This window comes from Acidovorax sp. 99 (assembly GCF_003096455.1).
GTDB lineage: Bacteria > Pseudomonadota > Gammaproteobacteria > Burkholderiales > Burkholderiaceae_C > Acidovorax > Acidovorax delafieldii.
In genome coordinates, this window is sequence record NZ_QEKU01000001.1 from 3870332 (window position 1) to 3893314 (window position 22983).

Annotated in this window: 24 protein-coding genes; 15 read left to right on the forward strand and 9 right to left on the reverse strand. The window is 65.5% G+C overall.

The genetic code is table 11. The features are described from left to right. The first annotated feature begins 22 nt into the window (after positions 1–22). Together ntrC and C8C95_RS17940 are read left to right on the forward strand one after the other, a co-directional pair. Positions 23–1660 (forward strand): nitrogen regulation protein NR(I), encoded by a 1638-nt coding sequence (ntrC, locus tag C8C95_RS17935; protein ID WP_116749462.1) that lies wholly within the window; start codon positions 23–25, stop codon positions 1658–1660. Positions 1661–1888: 228 nt separating this feature from the next. Then, positions 1889–2836, forward strand: coding sequence for a PA2169 family four-helix-bundle protein (locus C8C95_RS17940; protein ID WP_056067120.1), 948 nt, complete (start codon positions 1889–1891; stop codon positions 2834–2836). Positions 2837–2982: 146 nt separating this feature from the next. On the opposite strand, the gene xth is transcribed toward C8C95_RS17940, so the two are convergent. From xth to C8C95_RS17960, 4 genes are all read right to left on the reverse strand, one after another. Next, entirely contained in the window at positions 2983–3762 is a 780-nt protein-coding gene (gene xth, locus C8C95_RS17945) for an exodeoxyribonuclease III (RefSeq protein WP_116749463.1), read from the reverse strand. A 79-nt stretch (positions 3763–3841) separates the two neighbouring features. Further along, positions 3842–4330, reverse strand: a complete 489-nt coding sequence (locus C8C95_RS17950) for a dihydrofolate reductase (protein WP_116749464.1) — start codon at positions 4328–4330, stop codon at positions 3842–3844. A gap of 32 nt (positions 4331–4362) precedes the next feature. Further along, positions 4363–4971 (reverse strand): DUF4337 domain-containing protein, encoded by a 609-nt coding sequence (locus tag C8C95_RS17955; protein ID WP_056743682.1) that lies wholly within the window; start codon positions 4969–4971, stop codon positions 4363–4365. 69 nt (positions 4972–5040) lie between these two features. Further along, a complete protein-coding gene (locus C8C95_RS17960) occupies positions 5041–5910 on the reverse strand; it encodes a thymidylate synthase (protein WP_116749465.1) in 870 nt (289 codons plus the stop codon). Positions 5911–6022: 112 nt separating this feature from the next. Here C8C95_RS17960 and C8C95_RS17965 point away from each other — a divergent pair, with 112 nt between their 5' ends. Further along, positions 6023–6535 (forward strand): GNAT family N-acetyltransferase, encoded by a 513-nt coding sequence (locus C8C95_RS17965; protein ID WP_116749466.1) that lies wholly within the window; start codon positions 6023–6025, stop codon positions 6533–6535. Positions 6536–6638: 103 nt separating this feature from the next. On the opposite strand, the gene C8C95_RS17970 is transcribed toward C8C95_RS17965, so the two are convergent. After that, the gene (locus C8C95_RS17970; RefSeq protein WP_116749467.1) at positions 6639–6932 is read right to left on the reverse strand and encodes a DUF4148 domain-containing protein; all 294 of its coding nucleotides are present in this window, start codon (positions 6930–6932) and stop codon (positions 6639–6641) included. A gap of 439 nt (positions 6933–7371) precedes the next feature. On the opposite strand from C8C95_RS17970, the gene C8C95_RS17975 reads away from it, so the two are divergent. The 11 genes from C8C95_RS17975 (at position 7372) to C8C95_RS18025 (ending at position 18425) form a co-directional block, all read left to right on the forward strand. After that, positions 7372–8703 carry a sugar ABC transporter substrate-binding protein gene (locus tag C8C95_RS17975; protein ID WP_116749468.1) on the forward strand — a complete coding sequence of 444 codons (1332 nt, stop codon included), beginning with the start codon at positions 7372–7374 and terminating at the stop codon, positions 8701–8703. 146 nt (positions 8704–8849) lie between these two features. Continuing rightward, on the forward strand, positions 8850–9713 hold the full coding sequence (locus tag C8C95_RS17980) for a sugar ABC transporter permease (protein ID WP_116749469.1): 864 nt from the start codon (positions 8850–8852) through the stop codon (positions 9711–9713). A gap of 15 nt (positions 9714–9728) precedes the next feature. After that, entirely contained in the window at positions 9729–10574 is an 846-nt protein-coding gene (locus C8C95_RS17985; RefSeq protein ID WP_056067136.1) for a carbohydrate ABC transporter permease, read from the forward strand. Positions 10575–10734: 160 nt separating this feature from the next. Beyond that, a complete protein-coding gene (locus C8C95_RS17990) occupies positions 10735–11778 on the forward strand; it encodes an ABC transporter ATP-binding protein (protein WP_116749470.1) in 1044 nt (347 codons plus the stop codon). 5 nt (positions 11779–11783) lie between these two features. Continuing rightward, complete coding sequence (locus tag C8C95_RS17995) at positions 11784–12530, forward strand: SDR family oxidoreductase (protein ID WP_207780618.1); 747 nt, start codon at positions 11784–11786, stop codon at positions 12528–12530. Between the two features lie 19 nt (positions 12531–12549). After that, positions 12550–13953 (forward strand): D-arabinitol 4-dehydrogenase, encoded by a 1404-nt coding sequence (gene dalD, locus C8C95_RS18000; protein ID WP_116749472.1) that lies wholly within the window; start codon positions 12550–12552, stop codon positions 13951–13953. 29 nt (positions 13954–13982) lie between these two features. Then, positions 13983–14918 (forward strand): AraC family transcriptional regulator, encoded by a 936-nt coding sequence (locus C8C95_RS18005; protein ID WP_069105340.1) that lies wholly within the window; start codon positions 13983–13985, stop codon positions 14916–14918. Between the two features lie 126 nt (positions 14919–15044). After that, positions 15045–16529 (forward strand): xylulokinase, encoded by a 1485-nt coding sequence (gene xylB, locus C8C95_RS18010; protein WP_116749473.1) that lies wholly within the window; start codon positions 15045–15047, stop codon positions 16527–16529. 28 nt (positions 16530–16557) lie between these two features. Beyond that, positions 16558–17592: a PfkB family carbohydrate kinase gene (locus C8C95_RS18015; RefSeq protein WP_116749474.1), complete on the forward strand. Its 1035-nt coding sequence runs from the start codon at positions 16558–16560 to the stop codon at positions 17590–17592. Positions 17593–17664: 72 nt separating this feature from the next. Continuing rightward, the gene (locus C8C95_RS18020; protein ID WP_116749475.1) at positions 17665–17940 is read left to right on the forward strand and encodes a hypothetical protein; all 276 of its coding nucleotides are present in this window, start codon (positions 17665–17667) and stop codon (positions 17938–17940) included. Continuing rightward, positions 17937–18425: a GNAT family N-acetyltransferase gene (locus C8C95_RS18025; protein WP_116749476.1), complete on the forward strand. Its 489-nt coding sequence runs from the start codon at positions 17937–17939 to the stop codon at positions 18423–18425. The genes C8C95_RS18020 and C8C95_RS18025 overlap by 4 nt, the downstream gene beginning before the upstream one ends. Before the next feature lie 143 nt (positions 18426–18568). On the opposite strand, the gene C8C95_RS18030 is transcribed toward C8C95_RS18025, so the two are convergent. From C8C95_RS18030 to C8C95_RS18045, 4 genes are read right to left on the reverse strand one after another with little or no spacing between them, the layout of a single operon-like run. Continuing rightward, positions 18569–19189 carry an SMI1/KNR4 family protein gene (locus C8C95_RS18030; RefSeq protein ID WP_116749477.1) on the reverse strand — a complete coding sequence of 207 codons (621 nt, stop codon included), beginning with the start codon at positions 19187–19189 and terminating at the stop codon, positions 18569–18571. Between the two features lie 21 nt (positions 19190–19210). Continuing rightward, positions 19211–19678: a GNAT family N-acetyltransferase gene (locus tag C8C95_RS18035; RefSeq protein ID WP_116749478.1), complete on the reverse strand. Its 468-nt coding sequence runs from the start codon at positions 19676–19678 to the stop codon at positions 19211–19213. Between the two features lie 19 nt (positions 19679–19697). Next, positions 19698–21113, reverse strand: a complete 1416-nt coding sequence (locus tag C8C95_RS18040) for an FAD-binding oxidoreductase (protein ID WP_116749479.1) — start codon at positions 21111–21113, stop codon at positions 19698–19700. 57 nt (positions 21114–21170) lie between these two features. Continuing rightward, positions 21171–21611, reverse strand: a complete 441-nt coding sequence (locus C8C95_RS18045) for a DUF2069 domain-containing protein (protein ID WP_116749480.1) — start codon at positions 21609–21611, stop codon at positions 21171–21173. Positions 21612–21632: 21 nt separating this feature from the next. Between C8C95_RS18045 and C8C95_RS18050 the strand changes: the two genes are divergently transcribed. Beyond that, on the forward strand, positions 21633–22883 hold the full coding sequence (locus tag C8C95_RS18050) for a YihY family inner membrane protein (RefSeq protein WP_116749481.1): 1251 nt from the start codon (positions 21633–21635) through the stop codon (positions 22881–22883). Positions 22884–22983: the final 100 nt, after the last annotated feature.

The following is a 22983-nucleotide window of genomic DNA, read 5'->3' on the forward strand; positions in this document are numbered from 1 at the left end:
ACAGGGAAGGTAAGAAAAATATATGAAGCCGATCTGGATAGTAGATGACGACCCCTCGATCCGCTTCGTCCTGGAAAAGGCGCTGGCCCGCGAGAACCTGCCCACGCGCAGTTTCACGCACCCGCGCGAAGTGCTGGACGCACTGGCCGATGTCACCGCAGGCGACCCCGCGCGCCAGGGCCCCCAGGTTCTGGTGAGCGACATCCGCATGCCCGGAGGCTCGGGCCTGCAACTGCTGGAGAAGGTGCGCGAGCTGCAGCCCGGCCTGCCCGTCATCATCATGACGGCGTACTCCGACCTCGACAGCGCTGTGTCGGCCTTCCAGCGCGGCGCGTTCGAATACCTGCCCAAGCCGTTTGACCTGCCCAAGGCGGTGGAGCTGATCCGCCGAGCGGTGGAAGAAAGCCAGCGCGAAGAAGTCACCGAAGAGCGCCAGACCGCGACCCCCGAAATGCTGGGCCAGGCGCCCGCCATGCAGGACGTGTTCCGCGCCATCGGGCGGCTGTCGCAAAGCCAGGTCACGGTGCTCATCACCGGCGAATCGGGCTCGGGCAAGGAGCTGGTGGCACGTGCGCTGCACAAGCATTCTCCCGTTGCAGACGGCCCCTTTGTGGCCATCAATACCGCAGCCATTCCCAAGGACCTGCTGGAGAGCGAACTCTTCGGCCATGAGCGCGGCGCCTTCACCGGCGCCCAGACCCAACGGCGCGGCCGCTTCGAGCAGGCCGAGGGCGGCACGCTGTTCCTCGACGAAATCGGCGACATGCCGTTTGATTTGCAGACGCGCTTGCTGCGCGTGTTGTCCGACGGCCAGTTCTACCGCGTGGGCGGCCATGCGGCCGTCAAGGCCCATGTGCGTGTGATTGCCGCCACCCACCAGAACCTGGAGCAGCGCGTCAAGGAAGGCGGCTTCCGCGAGGACTTGTTCCACCGCCTCAACGTGATCCGCCTGCGCCTGCCCGCGCTGCGCGAGCGGCATGAAGACGTGCCCATGCTCACGCGCCACTTTCTGCAGCAAAGCGCGCGGCAGCTGGGCGTGGAGCCCAAGCGCATTGCCGATTCGGCACTGGCGCGGCTGGAGCAGTTTGCCTTCCCCGGCAATGTGCGCCAGCTGGAGAACATCTGCCACTGGCTCACGGTGATGGCGCCTGCCCAGGTGATTTCGCTGCAGGACCTGCCGCCCGAGGTGCTGGAAGCCCCGGTGTACCAGCCGCCAGTGCGCGCCACGGCGGGTGCCGAGCCTGCGGCGGCCACGGTGACATCGATGCCGGTAGCCCCGCTGGCCCCTGTTGCGCCAGTGGCGCAGCCTGCACCCGAATTGGTGGGTGGCCTGCACACTGCAGCGCAGGCGTCTGCTCCGGTGTCGGCGTCTGCACCTGCGGCCGTTGCGTCCTGGTCGGGCGACGCCACCGCAGCCCCTGTGGCTGCTGCCCACAGCTGGGAGCAGGCACTGGAAACCGAAGCGCAAAAACTGCTGGCAGGCGGCCAGCCCGAGGTGTGGGACGCGCTCACGCGGCGCTTTGAGTCGCGCCTGATCCGCACGGCCCTGGTGGCCACCCACGGCCGTCGCATGGAGGCCGCGCAGCGCCTGGGCATTGGGCGCAACACCATCACCCGCAAGATCCAGGAGTTGGGGCTGGACGCGCCGGATGAAGTATGAAAATGGCCGCGGGCGCATGTTTATCATGCCTCTGCAGCTATTGAAATCGTAGCAATGCAAGGTGCCACTACATCGTTGGTGGCATCGCTGTAACCCGGCCCGGATGCGCGCTGCGTATCGCACTGCATGGCGGGCCATGTCCTACATGCAGGCCCTCCCTGGGCCGACCCGGCACTTCGGAGGTGGCTTCAACAATGAAGTCACTGTCAACCAACCGGAGATGTTCCTATGTCGGATTTCAACGATGCCAACCGTGACCCCTTGACCAATGAGCCAGGTGCTCACCCCGTCGGAACGGGCGTGGGCGCCGCCCTCGGGGGCGCCGCTGCCGGGGCTGCTGCCGGTGCTTTTGGCGGCCCGGTCGGCGCTGCCATTGGTGGCGTGGCGGGTGCTGTGGCGGGCGGCCTGGCAGGCAAGGCGGCTGCCGAGGCCGTCAACCCCACCGAAGAAGACGCCTACTGGCGCGAGACCTACCACCGCGAGCCCTACTACGTGGGCGGCCGCACGTACGACCAATACCGTCCTGCCTATGAACTGGGCTGGTCGTCGGTAGGCCGCTACGAGGGCGACTTTGACGCCATCGAGCCGCGCCTGGCCGACGACTGGCGTGCACGCCACGGCAGCGATGGCCTGGCCTGGACCGATGTGCGCCCCGCCACCCGCGCCGCGTGGGAGCGCGCCGCCAACCGCACTGCGCTGGCCAGCGACCGCCCGATGGACGTGATCGACGCCGAAGACGTGGTCGATGTGCTCAACGACCTGCTGGAGTCTGCACGCGACGGCGAATACGGCTTCCATGCCTGTGCCGAGCACGCAGAGTCGGGCCAGCTCAAGGGTATCTTCCAGCGCCACTCGCGCGAATGTGCGGCTGCCGCCGTGGAGCTGGAACACGAGATCCGCCGCCTCAATGGCGACCCCGCGCAGGGGGGGACCGTGGCGGGCGCGTTGCACCGGGGCTGGGTGTCGGTGAAGACCGCGTTGTCCACCCAGGACGATAAGGCCGTGCTCGAAGAGTGCGAACGTGGCGAGGACGCTGCGGTGGCCCGCTACCGCAAGGCGCTGAAGGCTACGCTGCCTGCCGATGTGCGTGCTCTGGTAGAGCGCCAGGCCCAGGGCGCCCAGCGCAACCATGACGAGGTGCGCGCGCTGCGCGACGGGTTCTCGCCCCGGCCCTGATCCCAGGTGCCGAGGGCGACCCTTGGGTAAACCGCACCTGACCGGGCGTCGGTTGCTGCGCTGAGGGCTGACCTCAAGAAAAAGGCTGCCAGAGCATTCCTCTGGCAGCCTTTTTTGCGTCGCGTGCGGAGCGGCTCAAGGGTGCATCAGGCGCTCATCGTGACAACCACCGGCGCATGGTCGCTGGGCTGTGGGTTCTTGCGCGGAGCGCGGTCCACCACGCAGGCCGTCACCGTGGGCTTGAGGGCCTCGCTCACCAGAATGTGGTCGATGCGCAGGCCCCGGTTTTTCTGAAAGCCCAGCATGCGGTAGTCCCACCACGAATAGCTCTTCTCGGGCTGCTCGAACATGCGGAAGGCATCGGACAGCCCCAGGGCCAGCAGCGCCTGGAAGTGGTTGCGCTCTTCGGTGGTGTGGTGGATGGTCTCGCGCAGGCCCTCGGGGTCGTACGAGTCGCGGTCTTCGGGCGCCACGTTGAAGTCGCCCACCAGCACCAGCCGCGGGTGGGCGGCCATCTCGGCGCGCACCATGTCCTGCAGCGCCTGCAGCCAGCGCATCTTGTAGGCGAACTTTTCCGAGCCCGGCTCCTGGCCGTTGACGAAGTAGCCGTTGAGCAGGCGCAGCGGGCCTGCCGGCGTGTCCAGCGTGGCGGCGATGACGCGGGCCTGCTCGTCGCCAAAGGCGGGGATGTTGCGCACCACATCGCGCAGCGGGTGGCGGCTCAGGATGGCCACGCCGTTGTAGGTCTTTTGGCCAAAGGCCACGGCTTCGTAGCCGGCCTCTTTCAACGCGTCGTGGGGAAACTTGTCGTCGGTGAGCTTGAGCTCCTGCAGGCACAGGGCATCGACCGGGTTGGCGGCCAGCCAGGCCAGCACCTGGGGCAGGCGCACCGACAGTGAGTTCACGTTCCAGGTGGCAATTTGCATGGTTTTTGGCCGGTAGCGCTAGTGGATCATGCGCTGGCAGCTATCAAAATGTGAGTAAAAGAGTGATGGGGCTGCGCCGTCAGCTGCGGCGCACACGGGTCACAAAGCTGAACGGCAGCCCGTTGGTGCTCACGTGGTGCTCGCGGGCGGTTTCTACCCATTCTGCGCCCAGCACGGGGGCATAGGCATCGCCGTCAAAGTCCTGGGCGATCTCCGTCACCTCCACGCAGTCCGCCAGGGGCAAGGATTCGGCATAGATCTGCGCGCCCCCAATGATCCACACGGTTTTGCCCGCGTCGCACAGCGCCAGGGCTTCGGCCAGGCTGCCTGCGCGGTGGGCACCGTCGGCCTGCCAGTCGGCCTGCCGCGTCACCACGATGTTGGTGCGGCCGGGCAGGGGGCGAAAGCGTGCGGGCAGCGAGTCCCAGGTTTTGCGGCCCATCACCACCGGGCAGCCCTGGGTGAGCTGCTTGAAGTGCGCCATGTCCTCGGGGATGTGCCAGGGCAAGCGGTTGTCCTTGCCGATGACGCCGTTGGCCGCGCGGGCGTAGATGAGGTGCAGGGGCATGGGGCTCGCTCGGTGCTTGAATGGGGAGGGGATCAGATGTGCAGGAACGCCAGCGCGCCCACACCCAGGCCCACGGCGGCCACGCCGTACATGCCGTATTCCAGCCACTTCTTCTTGGTCAGCAGCGCAATCGCGGCCAGGGCAATCGCCACCTGCAGCGCGGTGGTGGCCTGGGCCCAGCGGTGGTGCTGGTGCATCTGGGCCTCGCTTTGCTGATCGAAGGCGTGGGCATCGGCCTCCAGCTTTTCGGCCGCGGTCTTGATCTCGTTCTTTTCTTTTTCGTAGCGGTCGATCTTGGCCTGGTATTTGACCTTCTCGGCTTCGGCCGGGGTCAGGTCACGGGCCAGCTCTGCCAGGCTTTGTTTGGTGCTTTTGGACTGGAAGTAATTCCACTGGTTGGAGGCCTCGGTCTTCTTGATGGCCGCGTCATTCTTCATCAGGCCCGCATTGGCCTGGGTGGCGCCGCCCATGTAGGCAAAGATGGCGCCCACCGTGGCCACGATGGCCGTGAACATGGCGATCTTGTTGGTGGACGAGCCGCCGCCGTGGTCCGCGCCGTGGTGTGCAGCATCGTGGCCGTGGGTGGCATGTTCGACCGCGTGGTCGTGGGGGCCGTGTACGTGGAATCCGCCGGAAGACATGGATAGAAACTCGTTGTATTGGTTGTGGGTGAAAGCGGGGCAGATGCAGCAGGGGCGTGGGTGCGGTGATCAGACCGCCACGGGCGCCTTGATGGCCGGGTGGCACTGGTAGTCCAGCACCTCAAAGTCTTCAAACTGGTAGTCGAAGATGCTGTCCGGCTTGCGCTTGATGTTCAGCACAGGGTAGGGGTAGGGCGTGCGTGCCAGCTGTGTTTGCACCTGGTCGTGGTGGTTGCTGTAGATGTGGCAGTCGCCGCCCGTCCAGATGAAGTCGCCCACGTCCAGGTCGCATTGCTGGGCCACCATGTGGGTCAGCAGCGCGTAGCTGGCGATGTTGAAGGGCACGCCCAGAAAGATGTCGGCGCTGCGCTGGTACAGCTGGCAGCTCAGCGTGCCGAGCCCACCGGGCTCTTGCGCCGGGGCCACGTAGAACTGGAAGAACGCGTGGCAGGGCATCAGCGCCATCTTGTGCAGTTCGGCCACGTTCCAGGCGCTCACGATGATGCGGCGCGAGTCGGGGTTGGTTTTCAATGTCTTGATGACGTCGCTGATCTGGTCGATGTGCCCGCCGTCTGGCGTGGGCCAGCTGCGCCACTGCACGCCGTACACGGGGCCCAGATCGCCGTCCTCGCGTGCCCATTCGTCCCAGATGGTCACGCCGCGCTCTTTCAGCCAGTTGTTGTTGCTGGAGCCGGTCAGGAACCACAACAGCTCCTGGATGATGGACTTGAGGTGCACCTTCTTGGTCGTGACCAGTGGAAAACCTTCCTTCAGGTCAAACCGCATCTGGTGGCCGAAAACGCTCTTGGTGCCGGTGCCCGTGCGGTCCGACTTGTCCACGCCGTGCGTGAACACATGGCGCATGAAGTCTTCGTACTGGGAGCGCACAGGGCGGGCAGGCAGGGCAGAGGCTGCCGGAGCGGCAGAAGGCTGGGTCATGGGATGGATCACTCAGGGTGGGGCGCCGCCATCAAGGGGTGGCCGTTGCCGACGGCGGATTTTATGCGGAGCGGGAGAATGCGGGGCTTACCCTCCATCGTCCGTCTTAGCAATGACAACTTCTGCCACTTCCGTCACCATCCGGCCCCTCCAAGCAGCCGACTGGCCCGCCGTGTGGCCCATCCTGCGCACCACCTTCCAGGCGGGAGACACGTATGCGTTTGCCCCCGACAGCACCGAGGCCGAGATCCACAAAGCCTGGGTGGATCTGCCTGCTGCAACCTTTGTCGCCCTGGGCGTGGGCGGGGAGATTCTGGGCACCTACTTCATCAAGCCGAATCAGCCTGGGCAGGGCGCCCATGTGTGCAACTGCGGTTATGTGGTGGCGCCGGCAGCGCAGGGACAGGGCGTGGCCTCGTTGATGTGTGAGAACTCCCAGCAGCAGGCTGTGGTCATGGGCTTTCGGGCCATGCAGTTCAACCTGGTGGTGGCGAGCAACGTGCGCGCCGTGCGGCTGTGGCAGCACCTGGGCTTTGCGATCGTGGGCACGCTGCCCGGGGCCTTCAGGCACCACACGCTGGGCTATGTCGATGCCCATGTGATGTTCAAGACGCTGGTGGCCTGAGCCGGTTGCCCACGCAAAAAGGGCTCCCAAGTGGGAGCCCTTTCAGAGTCCGGGGTCCAGGCCAGCAACCGTTCGAGGCTACCACCGGGGAAGCTCTGCGTTCTTACATCGCGCTGATTTCGCCCGATGGGATCTTGCCAGTGCGCACAGCTTCAGCAGCCTGGGCACGCACGGCAGCACGGTCAGCCGTGGACTTGTAGGTCACCACACGCGAACCAGCGGGCTCGATCGAGCGGGTCTGGGCCACGGTAGCGGCTTCAGCAGCCACTTCAGCGCGGGTGCGGTTGGTTTCAAACTTGGTGGCGAACTGCGAAGCGTCGGCTTCGTCAGCCTGGGCACCAAAAGAAGCGAAAGCGGCGACAGCGGCGATGGAGAGGAAACGTGCGGTGTTGTTCATGATTGATAAGTCCTTGAAGTTGAAAAGCGTCTCAAAAAAGCCGGGTCAAAAACCATTCCTGAACCGGGTTCGGTGAGTCGCCTTGCGGGTTCGGCTCATCGATGGGATGAACTGTACGCCGATGGTGTTTAGAGAAAAACCACTGAGTCGCAAACTGACTGTTCCAGTTTGGGAAACAGTAGGCCCACTCAGGACGCGCCCTTGGGTCAAATGTGTGCAGCGCCCCGCAGCGCCAGGGCGGGCACCCCAGGCCCACAATGCACATACCCAATTGATGCGACTAGGTATAAATCCTGAGATTCTGGCGAAATTTAGTATGTGTAGTGCTTTTCAAAGTATCAACTGAGCATCAGAGCATCGGTATCGTTCAGCCCATCAATGCCGAGATTCGACTGGCGTTGAATGGCAGATCCATACCAACTACGCAGGAGACGTTCCGATGCCCCGTTCCACTCTTCTACACACTCGCTTGGCTCTGGCCGTTGCCGCCCTGGCGGCATCGCTGTGCGGCGCCGCTGCGCATGCGCAGACCGAACTCGTGATTGCCACCGTGAACAACGGCCACATGATCGAGATGCAAAAGCTCAGCAAGAATTTCGAGCAGGCGAACCCCGACATCAAGCTCAAGTGGGTCACGTTGGAAGAGGGCGTGCTGCGCCAACGCGTGACCACCGACATCGCCACCAAGGGCGGCCAGTTCGACGTGATGACGATTGGCATGTACGAAGCGCCCATCTGGGGCAAGAAGGGCTGGCTGCAGGAGCTGAAGACCGATGCTGCCTACGACGTGGATGACCTGCTGCCCGCCGTGCGCAATGGTCTGACGGTGGACGGCAAGCTGTTTGCCGCGCCGTTCTATGGCGAAAGCTCCATGCTGATGTACCGCAAGGACCTGGCCGACAAGGCCGGCGTGCAGGTGCCTGAGCGTCCCACCTGGCCGCAGATCAAGGACCTGGCCGCCAAGATGCACGACCCCAAGAACGGCGTGTACGGCATCTGCCTGCGCGGAAAGCCAGGCTGGGGTGACAACATGGCGTTCTTGACCACGCTGGTCAACACCTTCGGCGGCCAGTGGTTTGACATGCAGTGGAAGCCGCAGCTCGAATCCAAGCCCTGGAAGGACGCGATCACCTTCTACGTGGACCTGCTCAAGAACTATGGCCCTCCCGGCTCGTCCGCCAACAGCTTCAACGAAATTTTGGCGCTGACCAACTCGGGCAAGTGCGGCATGTGGGTGGATGCGACCATCGCCGCGTCGTTCGTGGCCGACCCCAAGCAGTCCAAGGTGGCCGACCAGATGGCCTTTGCCCAGGCGCCCACCATGAACACGCCCAAGGGCGCCAACTGGTTGTGGTCGTGGAATCTGGCGATCCCCGCAGGGTCCAAGAAGGTGGAAGCCGCGCAGAAGTTCATCACCTGGTCCACCAGCAAGGACTACATCCAGCTGGTCGCCAAGACCAACGGCTGGGCCAACGTGCCCACCGGCACGCGCAAGAGCACCTACGCGTCGCCAGAATTCCAGAAGGCCGCGCGTTTTGCCGCCGCAGAGAAGACCGCCATCGACTCGGCCAACCCCACGGATTCGACCTTGCCCAAGAGCCCGTATGTGGGCGTGCAGTTCGCGGCCATTCCGGAGTTCCAGGCCATCGGTATCGCCGTGGGTCAGCAGATGAGCGCGGCGCTGGCCGGCAAGACGACGGTGGATGCGGCGTTGAAGGCATCGCAGGTGTCGGCTGACCGTGAAATGAAGAAGGCCGGCTACTACAAATAGGCATTCATTCGGCTACTGCGCGGGCCGATCCGGGGCCGGTGTTCCTCGCCGTACGGGAGTACGGCTGCGGTACAGCGCCCCCGCCTCGGCCCGCTCGCGACGCCGACTGAACGCCTATTTCCGCTGGACTTTTTTCTGAGGCTCCCATGAACCGCCGCCTGCTACCCCGTCTGCTGCTCACGCCAGCCATGGCCACGCTCTTCCTGTGGATGATCGTGCCGCTGGTGATGACGATCTACTTCTCGCTCATCCGCTACAACCTCATGCAGCCGGACCAGACGGGCTTTGCCGGGCTGGAGAACTTTGAGTATTTCGTCACCGACCCGTCGTTTGGCACGGCGGTGGTCAATACGCTGCTGCTGCTGGGCAGCATCATTCTCATCACGGTGGTGTTCGGCGTTGCGATTGCGCTGCTCATCAACGAGCCGTTTGCGGGCCGGGGCATCGTGCGGGTGCTGTTGATTTCGCCGTTTTTCGTCATGCCCACGGTGAACGCGCTGATGTGGAAGAACATGATGATGAATCCCATCTACGGCGTGCTCGCCCAGGTGTGGATGTTCTTCGGCGCGGCCCCGGTGGACTGGCTCACGGACCACCCGTTGTTCTCGGTGATCGTCATGGTGTCGTGGCAATGGCTGCCCTTTGCCACGCTGATCTTCATGACCGCATTGCAGAGCATGAACCACGAGCAGCTCGAAGCATCGCGCATGGACGGCGCCAACTACCTGCAGCAGCTGCGCTACCTGTATGTGCCGCACCTGGCGCGCTCGGTGGCGGTGGTGGTGATGATCGAACTCATCTTTTTGCTCAGCATCTTTGCCGAGATCTACACCACCACGGGTGGCGGGCCGGGCGATGCGAGCACCAACGTCACCTTCCTGATCTTCAAGCAGGCACTGCTCAACTTCGACGCGGGCGTGGCCTCGGCAGGTGCGCTGTTCGCAGTGCTGCTGGCCAATATCGCGGCGGTGTTTCTGATCCGCATGGTCGGCAAGAACCTTGACAAGTAAGACGGGGCAACGCTCATGACAACGACAAAACGACGCCGCTCCAACTTCCCGCTGGGCCTGCTGGCCCTGCGCACCGCTGCTGCCTGGGGCGTGGCCCTGCTGCTGTTCTTTCCGCTGGGTTGGCTGTTCCTCACTGCGTTCAAGACCGAGTTGCAGGCCATCGCCGTGCCGCCGCAGCTGTTCTTTGTCCCCACGCTCGAAAACTTTCACGAGGTGCAGGAGCGCAGCGACTACTTGCTGTACGCCAAGAATTCGGTCATCACCAGCGTGGTCTCTACCCTGGTGGGGTTGATGCTGGCTGCGCCTGCGGCCTACGCCATGGCCTTCTTCAAGGGCAAGTACACCAAGGACATCCTCATGTGGATGCTCTCGACCAAGATGATGCCCGCCGTGGGCGCGCTGGTACCCATTTATGTGCTGGCGCAAAAGAGCCACCTGCTCGATACGCAGCTTGCGCTCATCATCGTGTTTGCGCTGTCCAACCTGCCCATCATGGTCTGGATGCTGTATTCGCACTTCAAGGACATCCCGCGCGAGATTCTGGAAGCCGCGCGCATGGACGGCGCCACGCTGTGGCAGGAGGTGCGCCTGGTGCTGCTGCCGCTGGGCATGGGCGGCCTCGCGTCCACCGGCCTCTTGTGCCTGGTGCTGTCATGGAACGAGGCCTTCTGGAGCCTGAACCTCAGCGCCGCCAAGGCCGGCACGCTGGCCACACTGATCGCGTCGTACTCCAGCCCCGAGGGGCTGTTCTGGGCCAAGTTGTCCGCCGCCTCGCTGATGGCCATTGCGCCCATCGTGGTCTTTGGCTGGTTCAGCCAAAAGCAGCTGGTGCAGGGCCTGACGTTTGGCGCCGTGAAGTAAATGGACACGACTCCCCCCCGAAGCGCCTCCGGCGCCTCCCCCTCCAGGGGGCGCAGCCAGCGGCCCGGCAAAGCCGGTTCCGCGGCTACCGCGCCTTGCGCCCCTGTTCAAACCACCGCTGCTGGCGGATCGGAACCAACCTGTTATTCGGAGCACTAGAGTGGCCTACCTTCAACTGCGCGGCATCGAGAAATTCTTTGGTGAGCACCGCGCCATCAAGGGCATCGACCTCACCATCCAGCAAGGCGAGTTCATCGTCTTCGTCGGCCCCTCGGGCTGCGGCAAGTCCACGCTGCTGCGGCTGATCGCGGGGCTCGAAAACATCGACGGCGGCACCCTGATGCTGGACGGCCGCGACATCACCGACCAGCCCTCGAGCAAGCGCGACTTGGCCATGGTGTTCCAGAGCTATGCGCTGTACCCGCACATGAGTGTGTACGAGAACATGAGCTTTGCGCTCAAGCTCGCCAAGGTGGACAAGCAGGTGATCGACGAGAAGGTGCAGAACGCCGCGCGCATCCTCAACCTCACGCAGTACCTGCAGCGCACGCCCAAGGAGCTGTCGGGCGGGCAGCGCCAGCGCGTGGCCATCGGCCGCGCCATCGTGCGCGCGCCCAAGGTGTTCCTGTTTGACGAGCCACTGTCCAACCTTGACGCGGCGCTGCGCGGCCAGACCCGTGTGGAGATCGCCAAGCTGCACCGCGACCTGGGCGCCACCACCATCTACGTCACGCACGATCAGGTGGAGGCCATGACACTGGCCGACCGCGTGGTGGTGCTGCGCGACGGCGTCATCGAGCAGGTGGGCACGCCCCTGGAGCTGTACGACCGACCCGCCAACCAGTTCGTGGCCCAGTTCATCGGCACGCCGCAGATGAATGTGGTGCCCCTGCCGCAGCTGCCATCGCCTGTACAACAGCAGGCACCCGCCGGGGCCGAGGGCGGTGCCATCGGCCTGCGCCCCGAGAACATCACGGTACGCAACACCGGCGCGACGCCGGTGCCGGGCCAGGTGGACCTGGTGGAAGCATTGGGCGCAGAGACGCTGATCTACGTGAGCACGCCCAGCGGCGCGCAGTTTGTGGCGCGCCAGAACGACCGCACAAGCCTGCGTGCGGGCGATGCGGTTTGCCTGGACATCGATGCCTCGCAAGCCCATTGGTTCGACCCGAACGGCCGCGTGGTGGCCCGCCAGACCGCGTGACCGCCATGACTGCTCCCATGCACCCCGGACAAGAACTTCAAGGCAAGGTGGCGGCCGTTACCGGCGCCGCATCGGGCATCGGCTTTGCCAGTGCCCAAGCCATGGCCCACGCTGGCGTGCGCGTGGTGCTCATCGATCGCGACGAGGCCGCGCTGGCCAAGGCGTGTGCAGCCATTGGCCCCGGCGCCTTGCCGCTGGTGCTGGACCTGCTCGATGTCAGGCAATGCGCCAGCCTGCTGCAGCGCACGCTGGCGCTCGCGGGCCAGCTCGACATCTTCCACGCCAACGCCGGGCTGTATGTGGGCGGCGACCTGGTGGATGCCGACCCCGACGCCATCGACCGCATGCTCAACCTGAACGTCAACGTGGTGATGAAGAACGTGCACAACGTGCTGCCCCACATGATCGAGCGCGGCACGGGCGACATCATCGTCACCAGCTCGCTGGCCGCGCATTTCCCCACGCCGTGGGAGCCCGTCTACGCATCGTCCAAGTGGGCCGTCAACTGCTTCGTACAGACCGTGCGCCGCCAGGTCTTCAAGCACGGCATCCGCGTGGGCTCCATTTCGCCCGGGCCTGTCATCACTTCGCTGCTGGCCGACTGGCCCGCGGAAAAGCTCGCCGAGGCCAAGGCCAGCGGCAGCCTCATCGAGGCCTCCGAAGTGGCCGACGTGGTGCTCTTCATGCTCACCCGCCCGCGCGGCATGACCATCCGCGACGTCGTGATGATGCCCACGAACTTTGATCTCTAGAAACCCGCAGTCACGCACCATGAATTTCATCCTGCACCTGGGCCTGGGCTCGTTCCACCGCGCCCACCAGGCCGTTTACGTTCACGCATTGCGCCAGCAGGGCGACACGGGCTGGGCCATCGCAGGCGGCAACCTCCGCCCGGACATGGCCGACACCATCGCGGCGCTGCAGGCGCAGGATGGGCGCTACACGCTCGAAACCGTCACCCCCCAAGGCGAGCGCAACTACACCGTCATCGAGTCGATCCAGCGGGTGATCCCCTACCAGGATGACCTGGCCCCGCTGATTGCCATGGGTGCCGACCCTGCCACGCGCATCATCAGCTTCACGGTGACCGAGGCGGGCTACTACCTGGATGCCCAGAACCAGCTGGACTGGCCCACGTTTGCCGACCTGCGGGCCGACCTGGCGGCCGTGAAGGCGGGGCAGGCAGGCCACACGATCTACGGCGGCCTGGTCAGCATCCTGCGCACACGCAGGGCAGCCGGTGCAGGCGCCGTGACGCTGATGAACTGCGACAACCTGCGCCACAACGGCGACCGCTCGCGCGGCGGGCTGTTGCAGTTCATCGAGGCGCTGGGCGATGCGCCACTGAAAGAATGGGTGGAGCAGAACACCTCCAGCCCCAATGCCATGGTGGACCGCATCACGCCGCGCCCCACGCCCGATGTGGCCGAGCGCGTGAAGGCTGCAACAGGTTGGGATGACAAGGCAGCACTCATGGGTGAAAGCTTTATCCAGTGGGTCATTGAAGACGACTTCATCGCAGGCCGCCCCGCGTGGGAAACGGTCGGCGTCGAGATGGTGCGGTCGGTGCAGGCGCACGAAGAGGCCAAGATCCGCCTGCTCAACGCCACCCACAGCTGCATTGCCTGGGCGGGCACGCTGGCGGGCTACCAGTACATCCACGAAGGCACACACGACGCGGCCATTCGCCAGATGGCCTACGACTACGTCACCGACGACGCGATCCCGGTGCTCCACACCCCAGAGCAGCCATGCCCCATCAACCTGGAGCAGTACCGCGACGTGGTGCTGGACCGCTTCGGCAACCCTGCCATTGCGGACACCAACCAGCGCGTGGCCATGGATGCGTTCTCCAAGATCCCCGGCATGATTGCGCCCACCATCCGCGACCGACTGGCGCGCAGCGATTCGTTCGACAGCGTGGCCATGCTGCCAGCCCTGTTCCTGGCCTACCTGCAGCGCTGGCATGCGGGGCAGATCCCCTACACCTACCAGGACCAGGCCATGGACCCTGCAGTGGCCCATGCCATCTGCGATGCTGCTGACCCCGTGGCGGCCTATGCGGCCGACACGACCCTGTGGGGCGAGATGGCCGGCCACCCCCAATTGTTGGACGCGCTGCGCAAAGCCTATGCCCGCGTGCTGGCTTTTGTGGCGGAGCGGACAGGCGCCTGATGCTGGTGTAATTTGAGTCCACTATCGCCATGACCGTGAAGACGCCCATCGCCCCGCGCCAGACCAAGCCCGAGCTGGAGCACGACTATGTGCGCTCGCCCGCTCTGGGCTACGAGTCGCCCGAGACGGCGGGCTTCATCCGTTGCCTGTCGCACGGGTTTCCCACGCCGCTGGCGCGCTGGCATTACCACGACGAGTACGAGCTGCACCTGATCACCGCGACCTCGGGCAAGGTCTTTGTGGGGGACTGGATCGGTCAGTTCCAGCCCGGCCACCTGGTGCTGACCGGGCCGCGCCTGCCGCACAACTGGATCAGCATGGACCTGCCCGAAGGCGGCGTGCCGCTGCGCGACCTGGTGATCCAGTTCTCGCACGCGCCGCTGGTGGCCAGCAGCGAGACCATCCCCGAGCTGCGCGAGGTACTGCCTCTGCTGGAGCGCGCGCGCCACGGCGTGGAGTTCTTTGGCATGGAAGCGCAGGCGCAAGAGCATTGGCACCGCATCAAGGCGCGCCAGGGGCTCGCCCGGTTCGGCGCTTTCTGTGAGTTCCTGAGCGACCTGGCGCGCTGCACCGACTTTCGCCTGCTGTCGAGCACGCAGCTGCAAAGCGAGGACAACGACACCCAGCTCGACCAGATCAACGCCATCGTGAGCCGCATCACCGACCACCTGGCCGACCCGCTGTCGGCAGCCGACTTGGCGCAAGAGCTGGGCATGACGGAGAGCCGCTTTTCGCGCTTCTTCCGCCGCGCCACGGGCAATACCTTCACCGACTTCGTGAACCTGGTGCGCGTGAACCGCGCGTGCCAGCTGCTGATGGAGACCGAGCGCTACATCACGCACATTGCTTATGACGTGGGCTTCAACAACATGGCCAACTTCAACCGCCGCTTTCTGGACATCAAGGGCATGACGCCCAGCGAGTACCGCAAGCAGGGCGCTGGAAGGTTTGGAAAGACTTCCTGATCCCCAGCCGGATCTGCACCCCGAGAGGGGGGAGGCCCTTGTTGCGTGACCCCTGCACGCAGCCCGCCAAACGCAAAGGCCGGGCCATGGCTTTCACTGTGAATCACTGACATCCGTCCATCACCCATGTACCTCGGAATCGATTTAGGCACCTCGGGTGTCAAGCTCCTGCTGCTGGACGATGCGCACACTGTGGTCGCTACGGCAGATGCCGCCGTGCCCCAGCTGCGCCCCCAGCCCACCTGGAGCGAGCAGCACCCCGCCGACTGGTGGGCCGCCGTGGAGACTGCCGTGGCGCAGTTGCGCGCGCAGGCTCCCGCAGCGTGGGCGCAGGTGCGGGGCATCGGCCTCTCGGGCCACATGCATGGCGCGGTGGTACTGGGCGCGCAGGGCCAGGTGCTGCGCCCGGCCATCTTGTGGAACGACGGCCGCGCGAGCGCCGAATGTGCGCAGCTGGAATCGGCTGTGCCCACCTCGCGCCAGATCACCGGCAATCTCGCCATGCCCGGCTTCACCGCGCCCAAGCTGCTGTGGCTGCGCACGCGCGAGCCCGCCGCGTTCGACCAGATCCGCACGGTGCTGCTGCCCAAGGACTGGCTGCGCCTGCAGCTCACGGGCGATGCGGTGAGCGACATGTCCGACGCATCGGGCACGCTGTGGCTGGATGTGCAGGCCCGCGCCTGGAGCCCGGCCATGCTGCAGGCCTGCGGGCTCGATACATCGCACATGCCCGCGCTGGCCGAAGGCAGTGCGCCCACCGGCACGCTGCGCAGCGATGTGGCGCGCCGCTGGGGGCTCGGTGACAGCATCGTCGTGGCCGCTGGCGCGGGCGACAACGCCGCCAGTGCCGTGGGCGTGGGCGCCCGTACTGCGGGGCAGGGCTTTGTGTCGCTGGGCACCTCGGGCGTGGTCTTTCGCGTGACGGACGCTTTTGCGCCCGCCACCGAGCGCGCCGTGCACGCCTTTGCCCATGCGCTGCCCCAGCGCTGGCACCACATGTCGGTCATGCTCAGTGCAGCGAGTGCGTTTGGCTGGGTCACCCGGCTCACGGGGCGTGGCGACGAGGCGCAACTGTCTGACGCCGTCAGCGTCCTCAACACCACCCGCCAGGCGCAGGCGCCGCTGTTTTTGCCGTACCTGAGTGGCGAGCGCACACCGCACAACAACGCGGCTGCCTCCGGCGTGTTCATGGGCCTGCGGGCCGAGCACGAAGCGGCCGACCTGGCCTATGCGGTGATGGAAGGCGTGGGCTTTGGCCTGCTCGATGGCCTCAATGCCATGCGTGCCGCAGGGCCGGGGAAGGGTAGTGACACAGGTCGGAGTGATGCGCCCCTGGCGCTCGTCGGGGGTGGCGCACGCAGCAACCCTTGGGCGCAGCTGCTGGCCAGCGCGCTGGGCACCCCACTGCAGCGCCCGCAGGGCGCACACGCTGCCGCAGCCCTAGGCGCCGCGCGCCTGGCCGCCATGGCCTGCGGTGGTGACGAAGCCCATTGGTGCGAGCCCCTGCCCGCTGACGCCACCTTCATGCCACAGCCCGCACAACAAACCCAGCTGGCCGAACGTTATGCCCGCTTTGTCGCGCTCTACCCCGCGCTGCAATCGCAGTTCTGACGCACTGTCTGCTTCCTCCCAAACATCCATGACTTCCGCATCCACGATTTCCAACGGCACAGCGCCCATCCACGCCGCCATTGCCGGCGAGGCCCTCATCGACCTGATCCGCCGCCCCGATGGCAGCTACCTGCCGTGCCTGGGCGGCGCGCTCTACAACCTGTGCCGCGCGCTGGCGCGACAGGGTGTGGGCACCCAGTACCTCAACCCCCTGTCGCGCGACCGTTTTGGGCGCGAACTGGCGACGCAACTGGTGGCTGACGGCGTGGTGCTGGCACAGCCCGAGCCCGTGCTGCAGGTCACATCACTGGCCGTGGTCAACCTCGACGCACATGGCCACCCTGACTACGCCTTCTACCGTGAAGGCGTGGCAGACCGTGCCGTGTCTGCCGCAGGTCTGGGCGATAGCTGCGCCGTGCTGCCCGCGCTGCAGTTGGTGTGCACCGGCGCGCTGGCGCTCGACGCGCGTGACACTGCCATCTACCTGCCGTGGCTGGCCGCCCAGCGCGCCGCAGGCCGCTGTGTGGTGGTCGATGCCAATCTGCGCCCCTCCGTCATGCCCGACCTGGCGGCCTACCGCACCACGGTGCACGCCGCGCTGGCCCATGCCCACATCATCAAGGCCAGCGACGAAGACCTGGAGCATCTGGCTGTGCCTGGTGTGGATGCCCTGGCCCGCGCACAGCACCTGCTGGCCGCCAACCCACAGGCCCATCTGCTGGCGCTCACGCTGGGTGCGGAAGGCGCCTGGCTGCTGCACCGTAACGGCGCACAGCGTTTTGCCAAAGAGGCCCAGTCGCTGCCAGTGGTGGACACCGTGGGCGCGGGCGACAGCTTTCTGGCAGGGCTGCTGGCGCATTTGCTGCGGCAGGCGCAGGCCGCGGGTGGTACGAGCTTAGTGCGGTTTGTCGAAACGCTGGCGGCCGATGCCTGCCAGCAGGCGCTGTGCCATGCGCTGGCCAGCGCCAGTTTGTGCGTGATGGAGCAAGGCTGCGTGCCGCCGGGCTGGGAGGCTGCCCGCGCATGGAGCCAGCAGCATCCCGCAGCCCAAGACCCGCGCTGACACGGGGGTTGCGCCCGCACCCTTGAGGCGGGCCGTCTATGATCCAACGTCGCCGATTCGCTGGGGATGCCAATGACTGATCTTGTGGTTGCGGTGCTGTGGTCAGCCGTCGATGTGCTGCTGATATTCACTGGCGCATTGGTGGTACGTGTGCTCAGCCTGGGCCGCTGGCGCACTGAGCATGTGCGCCACCAGGAAGCCCGCATGTTTGCTCCCGCCGGGGCGTTGTCGTTTCGGCGCGATGGTCAACGCGTGGTGACGGCGACCGGGGTGTACATCGCTGGATCCGCGTTTTATGCCGTGCTAGCGGTGTTGCTGGTTGGTCTGTCGCGGGCCGCATCGGCATGACGCCCGCCGACGCTGCCGCCGAAACCCTTTGCATCATGCCTGTGGGGGCAGATGTGGCAGAAGCCGCCTGCACGGTCACCCGCCAGTCCATCACCCAGTGCTGCGTGCTCGACCATGCCAACGACGCCGCCATCCTGACAGCCTGGCTGGCCAACAAGACACCCGAGAACCTGGCCGTGTGGATGGCTGCGCCGGGCGCTGCAGCATGGGGGGCATACCGAGGCGACACGATGGTGGGCTTTGCGCTGCTGGCGCGGCCCACGCTGGCGCTTTGCTATGTGGTGCCAGAGGCCTTGCACCAAGGGGTGGGGCGGGGCCTGCTGCAGCGCGTCGAGGCCCATGCACGCGAGGTGGGGCTCGCAGCTTTGGGGTTGGAGAGCACACGCACTGCGGAGGCCTTTTATCGCCGCCATGGCTATGTGCCGCATGGAGCAGTGCAAACCTGGGCGGGGCTACAGGCACAGCCAATGCGCAAGGTGTTGTGACTTCACCTTTTCTGCCGTGGCGTCGCCCTTCGTGTCACGGATGAGAGAGCGAATTTTTAGTAAAAATGGCCTCTGGCGCCCAATTTATATACGCTGAAAGCTCTTATTTTTATAGCAATTGGTGCTCCCAGCCTTGCCGCAGCTCACACGTCGGTACGCACCCGGTGGCCCTGGTTGTCATTCATTTCCAGAATCCACCACTGCGCCCCTGTGTTCTTGTCGATGAAGCGCATGTGCGAAGCGATGTTGGCCAGCGTGGGGCTGTCGAGGCGGAGCAGGCGCTGCACATAGTCCACCAGGTCGTCGGCCGCGTGGGTGAACTCAAAACCATCGTGGTCGAACTCGAACACCTGGCCGGCGCACTCGCCATCGGTCGCCATCAGGATGTAGTTGCCCGAATGGGGTGTCTCGCCAATCACTTGGCAGTGCTCGATCCAGTCGGGCAGGATCTCTTCGCGTTCTTCGTCGCTCAGGTGTTCCGTCCAGCCCTCAAACGCCTCTTGCAGCGTGGGCCATTCAGCGGGTGGGGCGATGTAGCGGGCGGCGTCGCCCGAGTCGGCATCGTGGTACAGCAGCACGCCGCCGAAAGTGGCGTAGAAAGCGGCGAGCTGGCCCACACCGGGCAGGGGGGCATCCAGCGCAGTGGGGGGCTGGATGTGGTGCTGAAAATTCACCGTTTTGGTCTCTTGCGGCTTGTTGATGCGCTCGCAGAGGAAGGTGCCGGTGTGTTCGGCAATGGCGCGGTGCAGGTCGGGCAGGGTCATCGCAGGTCCTTGGGGCGGCGGTCAGAGTTCTTGGGCGTACACGATGAAGCCATGGTGCTTGGCCAGCTTGTCGTACAGCTGGCGCCCGGCGGTGTTGGTCTCGTGGGTTTGCCAGTACACGCGGGAAGATCGGGCGGCGCGCGCTGCGCCGTACACCGCTTCGATCAGCGCCCGTCCCAAGCCCCGGCCGCGCGCGGCTTCGCGGGTGAACAGGTCGCTGAGGTAGCACACGGGCTCGATGCGCGTCATGCTGCGGTGAAACAGATAGTGCGTGAGGCCCAGGAGTTCGCCGCTGGCATCGTCCTGCGCCACCAGGCAGAACATGGGCTCTGCCGCGTCATGAAACCGCTGCCAGGTGGCTTGCGTGATGTGCTCCGGCAGCGCGGTGGCGCCAAAGCGGCCATAGAACGCGTTGTAGCCATCCCAGAGCGGTCGCCAGGCGGCGTAGTCTTCGGGTTGAACCGGGCGCACAGTCACGGCAGCGGTCATGGGTCAGCTTTCTGTGGGTTTACTGCAGCACGCGCTTCGGGTTCATGATGCCCTGCGGGTCCAGCGCCTGCTTGATGGCGCGCATCATGCCAAGCGCCACGGGCGACTGGTACTTGGCGAGCTTGTCGGCCTTGAGTTCGCCGATGCCATGCTCGGCCGAGAACGAGCCGCCAAACTCGGCCACGGCCTCGTACACCAGGTGGTTCACATGCGCCTCGTGCTCGCGCAGGAAGGCCTTGGGGTCGCCTTCTGCCGGTGCCTGCACGTTGTAGTGCAGGTTGCCGTCGCCCAGGTGGCCGAAGTTGACCAGGCGCACGCCGGGGATCTCGCGCTGCAGCACCGCGTCGGTGTGGGCCACAAAGGCGGGGATGCGCGAGATCTGCACCGAGATGTCGTGCTTGATGTTCAGGCCCTCTTCGGCCTGGGCGAGCGGAATGCTCTCGCGAATGTGCCACAGCTGGTGCGCCTGCGTGAGGTTCTCGGCCACCACGGCGTCGGTCACGCAGCCCATTTCAAACGCGGTCTCCAGCAGCGATTCAAACCGTGCACGCGCGTGTTCTTCGGATTCGCTGTCGGAGTTTTCGAGCAGCACGCACCAGGGCGCGTTGTCGTCGCCCAGGAAGGGTACGCGCAGCTGCGGCATGTGTTTGCCCACCAGGCTCAGCGCAAACTGGCCCATCACCTCAAAGCCCGTGAGGCCCGCGCCCAGCTGTTTGTGCGCCTGGCCCAGCAGCGCCACGGCGTGTTCCATGGATGGCACGGCGGCCCAGGCGGTGAGGCGTGCGGCGGGCTCGGGGTAGAGCTTCATCGTCGCGGCGGTGATGATGCCCAGCGTGCCTTCGCTGCCGATGAACAGGTCGCGCAGGTCGTAGCCAGTGTTGTCCTTGCGCAGGCCCTTGAGGCCATCCCACACCTCGCCCTGGGCGGTGACGACTTCCAGGCCCAGGCAAAGGTCGCGCGCATTGCCGTACCGCACCACCTGCGTGCCGCCTGCGTTGGTGCCCAGGTTGCCGCCAATGGTGCAGCTGCCCTCGGCAGCGAGGCTCAGAGGGAAGAGCACGCCGGCCTTCTCGGCCACGTCCTGCAGGTTCTGCAGGATGCAGCCCGCTTCTACCGTCATGGTCAGGTTGTCGGTGTCCACGCTGCGCACCGCGTTCATGCGCGTGAGGCTCAGCACGATCTGTGTGCCGCTGTCATCGGGCGTCGAGCCCACGGCCAGACCGGTGTTGCCGCCTTGCGGAACGATCGCGGTGCCCGCTGCCGCACAGGCCTTGACCACATCGGCCACCTCTTGCGTATTGGCAGGGCGCACCACGGCCAGGGCCTTGCCGCGCACGCGGCGGCGCCAGTCCTGTTCCCAGGCGGTGAGGTCGCCTTCGTTGAGTACATGGGCGGGGCCGACGATGGTGCGCAGGGTGTCGAGCAAGGTGGTCATGGGTGAAGCGACGGGTTCAGTGGGTTGATCGGATTGCGGAGGGCTGCGCCATGGATATCAGGGGGCGGGTGGCGCAGCGCTGGCTTCTGCCGCAGCGGCGGCTGCCTTGGCGTTGCGCTGGCGCACGCGCACATGCAGCGTGCAAGCGGTGAACAGCACGAGGCACAAGGCCACTTCGCCCCAGGCCAGCCATTGCGATGGGGGCTTGTCGCCCCAGCCGCGCACCACGCCTTCGGTGAAGTACAGCCAGATCACCAGGCTGACCCAGCGGTAGGTGTACATGCGGTTTTTCAGGATGCCTGCCAGCGGGATGCACAGCGGCAGGGCCTTGATCGCCAGCCAGGTGCCGCCTGGGCGCAAGGGGGCCAGCACCAGTTCCCAGGCCAGGCACAGAACAATCAGGGCGAGCAGGCTGCCGGTGGCTACCCAGCGTGTGGCGGCAACGCCGTTGTCGGACGGTGTGAGAGGGGAGGCAGGGGCGGTGGGAGAGTCGGTCATTGGGGTGGCATCATATCGGCCATGCCTTTTTCCATACAGACAGTAGCGTCGCGCACCGAGGCGTTGATCAATGAGCTGTCGCACTTCCCATGGAAGACCACGGCCCAGACACTGCGTGAGCGCTTTCGTGAGGACCACCTGGGCCTCACGGCCAGCAGCCTCACCTTCACCACCATCCTGGCGCTGGTGCCGTTTTTCACCGTGGCGCTGGCGGTGTTCACCGCATTTCCCATCTTCGGCAAGCTGCAGGATGCGCTCCAGGGCTGGCTGGTCAGCAGCCTGGTGCCCGACAGCATCTCGCGGCAGGTGTTGGGCTACCTCACGCAGTTTGCGGCCAAGGCCAGCAGCCTCGGCGTGGCGGGGTTCAGCATCCTGCTGGCCACGGCGCTGGCACTGATCCTGACCATCGACCGCACGCTCAACGACATCTGGCGCGTGCAGCGCCTGCGGCCGCTGGGCCAGCGGGTGCTGATCTACTGGGCGGCCATCACGCTCGGCCCGTTGCTGATGGGCGCGAGCCTGGCCCTCACTTCGTATGTGATGTCGGCCTCGGGCGGGCTGGTCAAGCGCCTGCCGGACGGCGTGCAGTTGCTGTTCGATTCGATCCAGTTTGTGGTGCTGGCGGGCGGCATGGCGTCGCTGTACCACTATGTGCCCAACACGCCGGTGAAATGGCGGCACGCCTGGACGGGCGGCTTTTTTGTCGCGGTGTGCATCGAGCTGGCCAAGAAGGTGCTGGCGGTGTACTTGGGCAAGGTGCCCACCTACTCGGTGGTGTACGGCGCGTTTGCCACGCTGCCCATCTTGCTGGTCTGGATCTATGTGGCCTGGGTCATCGTGCTGCTGGGTGCTGTGGTGACCGCGTACCTGCCCAGCCTGCTGGCGGGGGTGGCGCGGCGCGGCACGGTGGCGGGCTGGACGTTCCAGCTGGCGGTGGAGGTGCTGCAGGCGCTGCACCGTGCGCGCCAGCAGCCCATCAAGGGCCTGCGCCCCAGCCAGCTGGCCCAGTTGCTGCGGGTCGATGGATTGCAGCTGGAGCCCGTGCTGGAAGCCCTGACCGCGCTGGACTGGGTTGGACAGGTGGCCGATGCTGCGGTGAGTGCGGCCGACGTGCCCGAGTCCCGCTATGTGCTGCTGGCCGACCCGGAAAGCACCTTGCTTGCGCCCCTGGTGCAGCGCTTGCTGCTGCAGCGGGTGGACAGCCTGGGCCCGCTGTGGACCAACGCGAAGCTGGAAACCTTGCGCATGGCCGATGTGCTGCAGGCGCGTTGACCGGGGTGGACTGCCGCCTTCAAGTAGCAGTCAATTGCTATATAAGTAATAGCTGCTAAGGCATGTTGCACTAGCGCTTCCAGCCTCTGGCGCTCCAAGT

Bases quoted from the DNA above. Each gene is read 5' to 3' on its own strand.
- C8C95_RS18025 (WP_116749476.1), top strand. From the start codon at position 17,937: ATGACGCCCGCCGACGCTGCCGCCGAAACCCTTTGCATCATGCCTGTG.
- C8C95_RS17965 (WP_116749466.1), top strand. From the start codon at position 6,023: ATGACAACTTCTGCCACTTCCGTCACCATCCGGCCCCTCCAAGCAGCC.
- C8C95_RS18020 (WP_116749475.1), top strand. From the start codon at position 17,665: ATGACTGATCTTGTGGTTGCGGTGCTGTGGTCAGCCGTCGATGTGCTG.
- dalD (WP_116749472.1), top strand. From the start codon at position 12,550: ATGAATTTCATCCTGCACCTGGGCCTGGGCTCGTTCCACCGCGCCCAC.
- C8C95_RS18015 (WP_116749474.1), top strand. From the start codon at position 16,558: ATGACTTCCGCATCCACGATTTCCAACGGCACAGCGCCCATCCACGCC.
- C8C95_RS17955 (WP_056743682.1), bottom strand. From the start codon at position 4,971: ATGTCTTCCGGCGGATTCCACGTACACGGCCCCCACGACCACGCGGTC.
- ntrC (WP_116749462.1), top strand. From the start codon at position 23: ATGAAGCCGATCTGGATAGTAGATGACGACCCCTCGATCCGCTTCGTC.
- C8C95_RS18050 (WP_116749481.1), top strand. From the start codon at position 21,633: ATGCCTTTTTCCATACAGACAGTAGCGTCGCGCACCGAGGCGTTGATC.
- C8C95_RS18040 (WP_116749479.1), bottom strand. From the start codon at position 21,113: ATGACCACCTTGCTCGACACCCTGCGCACCATCGTCGGCCCCGCCCAT.
- xth (WP_116749463.1), bottom strand. From the start codon at position 3,762: ATGCAAATTGCCACCTGGAACGTGAACTCACTGTCGGTGCGCCTGCCC.
- xylB (WP_116749473.1), top strand. From the start codon at position 15,045: ATGTACCTCGGAATCGATTTAGGCACCTCGGGTGTCAAGCTCCTGCTG.
- C8C95_RS17950 (WP_116749464.1), bottom strand. From the start codon at position 4,330: ATGCCCCTGCACCTCATCTACGCCCGCGCGGCCAACGGCGTCATCGGC.
- C8C95_RS18005 (WP_069105340.1), top strand. From the start codon at position 13,983: ATGACCGTGAAGACGCCCATCGCCCCGCGCCAGACCAAGCCCGAGCTG.
- C8C95_RS17940 (WP_056067120.1), top strand. From the start codon at position 1,889: ATGTCGGATTTCAACGATGCCAACCGTGACCCCTTGACCAATGAGCCA.
- C8C95_RS17985 (WP_056067136.1), top strand. From the start codon at position 9,729: ATGACAACGACAAAACGACGCCGCTCCAACTTCCCGCTGGGCCTGCTG.
- C8C95_RS17960 (WP_116749465.1), bottom strand. From the start codon at position 5,910: ATGACCCAGCCTTCTGCCGCTCCGGCAGCCTCTGCCCTGCCTGCCCGC.
- C8C95_RS17975 (WP_116749468.1), top strand. From the start codon at position 7,372: ATGCCCCGTTCCACTCTTCTACACACTCGCTTGGCTCTGGCCGTTGCC.
- C8C95_RS17970 (WP_116749467.1), bottom strand. From the start codon at position 6,932: ATGAACAACACCGCACGTTTCCTCTCCATCGCCGCTGTCGCCGCTTTC.
- C8C95_RS17980 (WP_116749469.1), top strand. From the start codon at position 8,850: ATGAACCGCCGCCTGCTACCCCGTCTGCTGCTCACGCCAGCCATGGCC.
- C8C95_RS18035 (WP_116749478.1), bottom strand. From the start codon at position 19,678: ATGACCGCTGCCGTGACTGTGCGCCCGGTTCAACCCGAAGACTACGCC.
- C8C95_RS17995 (WP_207780618.1), top strand. From the start codon at position 11,784: ATGACTGCTCCCATGCACCCCGGACAAGAACTTCAAGGCAAGGTGGCG.
- C8C95_RS18030 (WP_116749477.1), bottom strand. From the start codon at position 19,189: ATGACCCTGCCCGACCTGCACCGCGCCATTGCCGAACACACCGGCACC.
- C8C95_RS18045 (WP_116749480.1), bottom strand. From the start codon at position 21,611: ATGACCGACTCTCCCACCGCCCCTGCCTCCCCTCTCACACCGTCCGAC.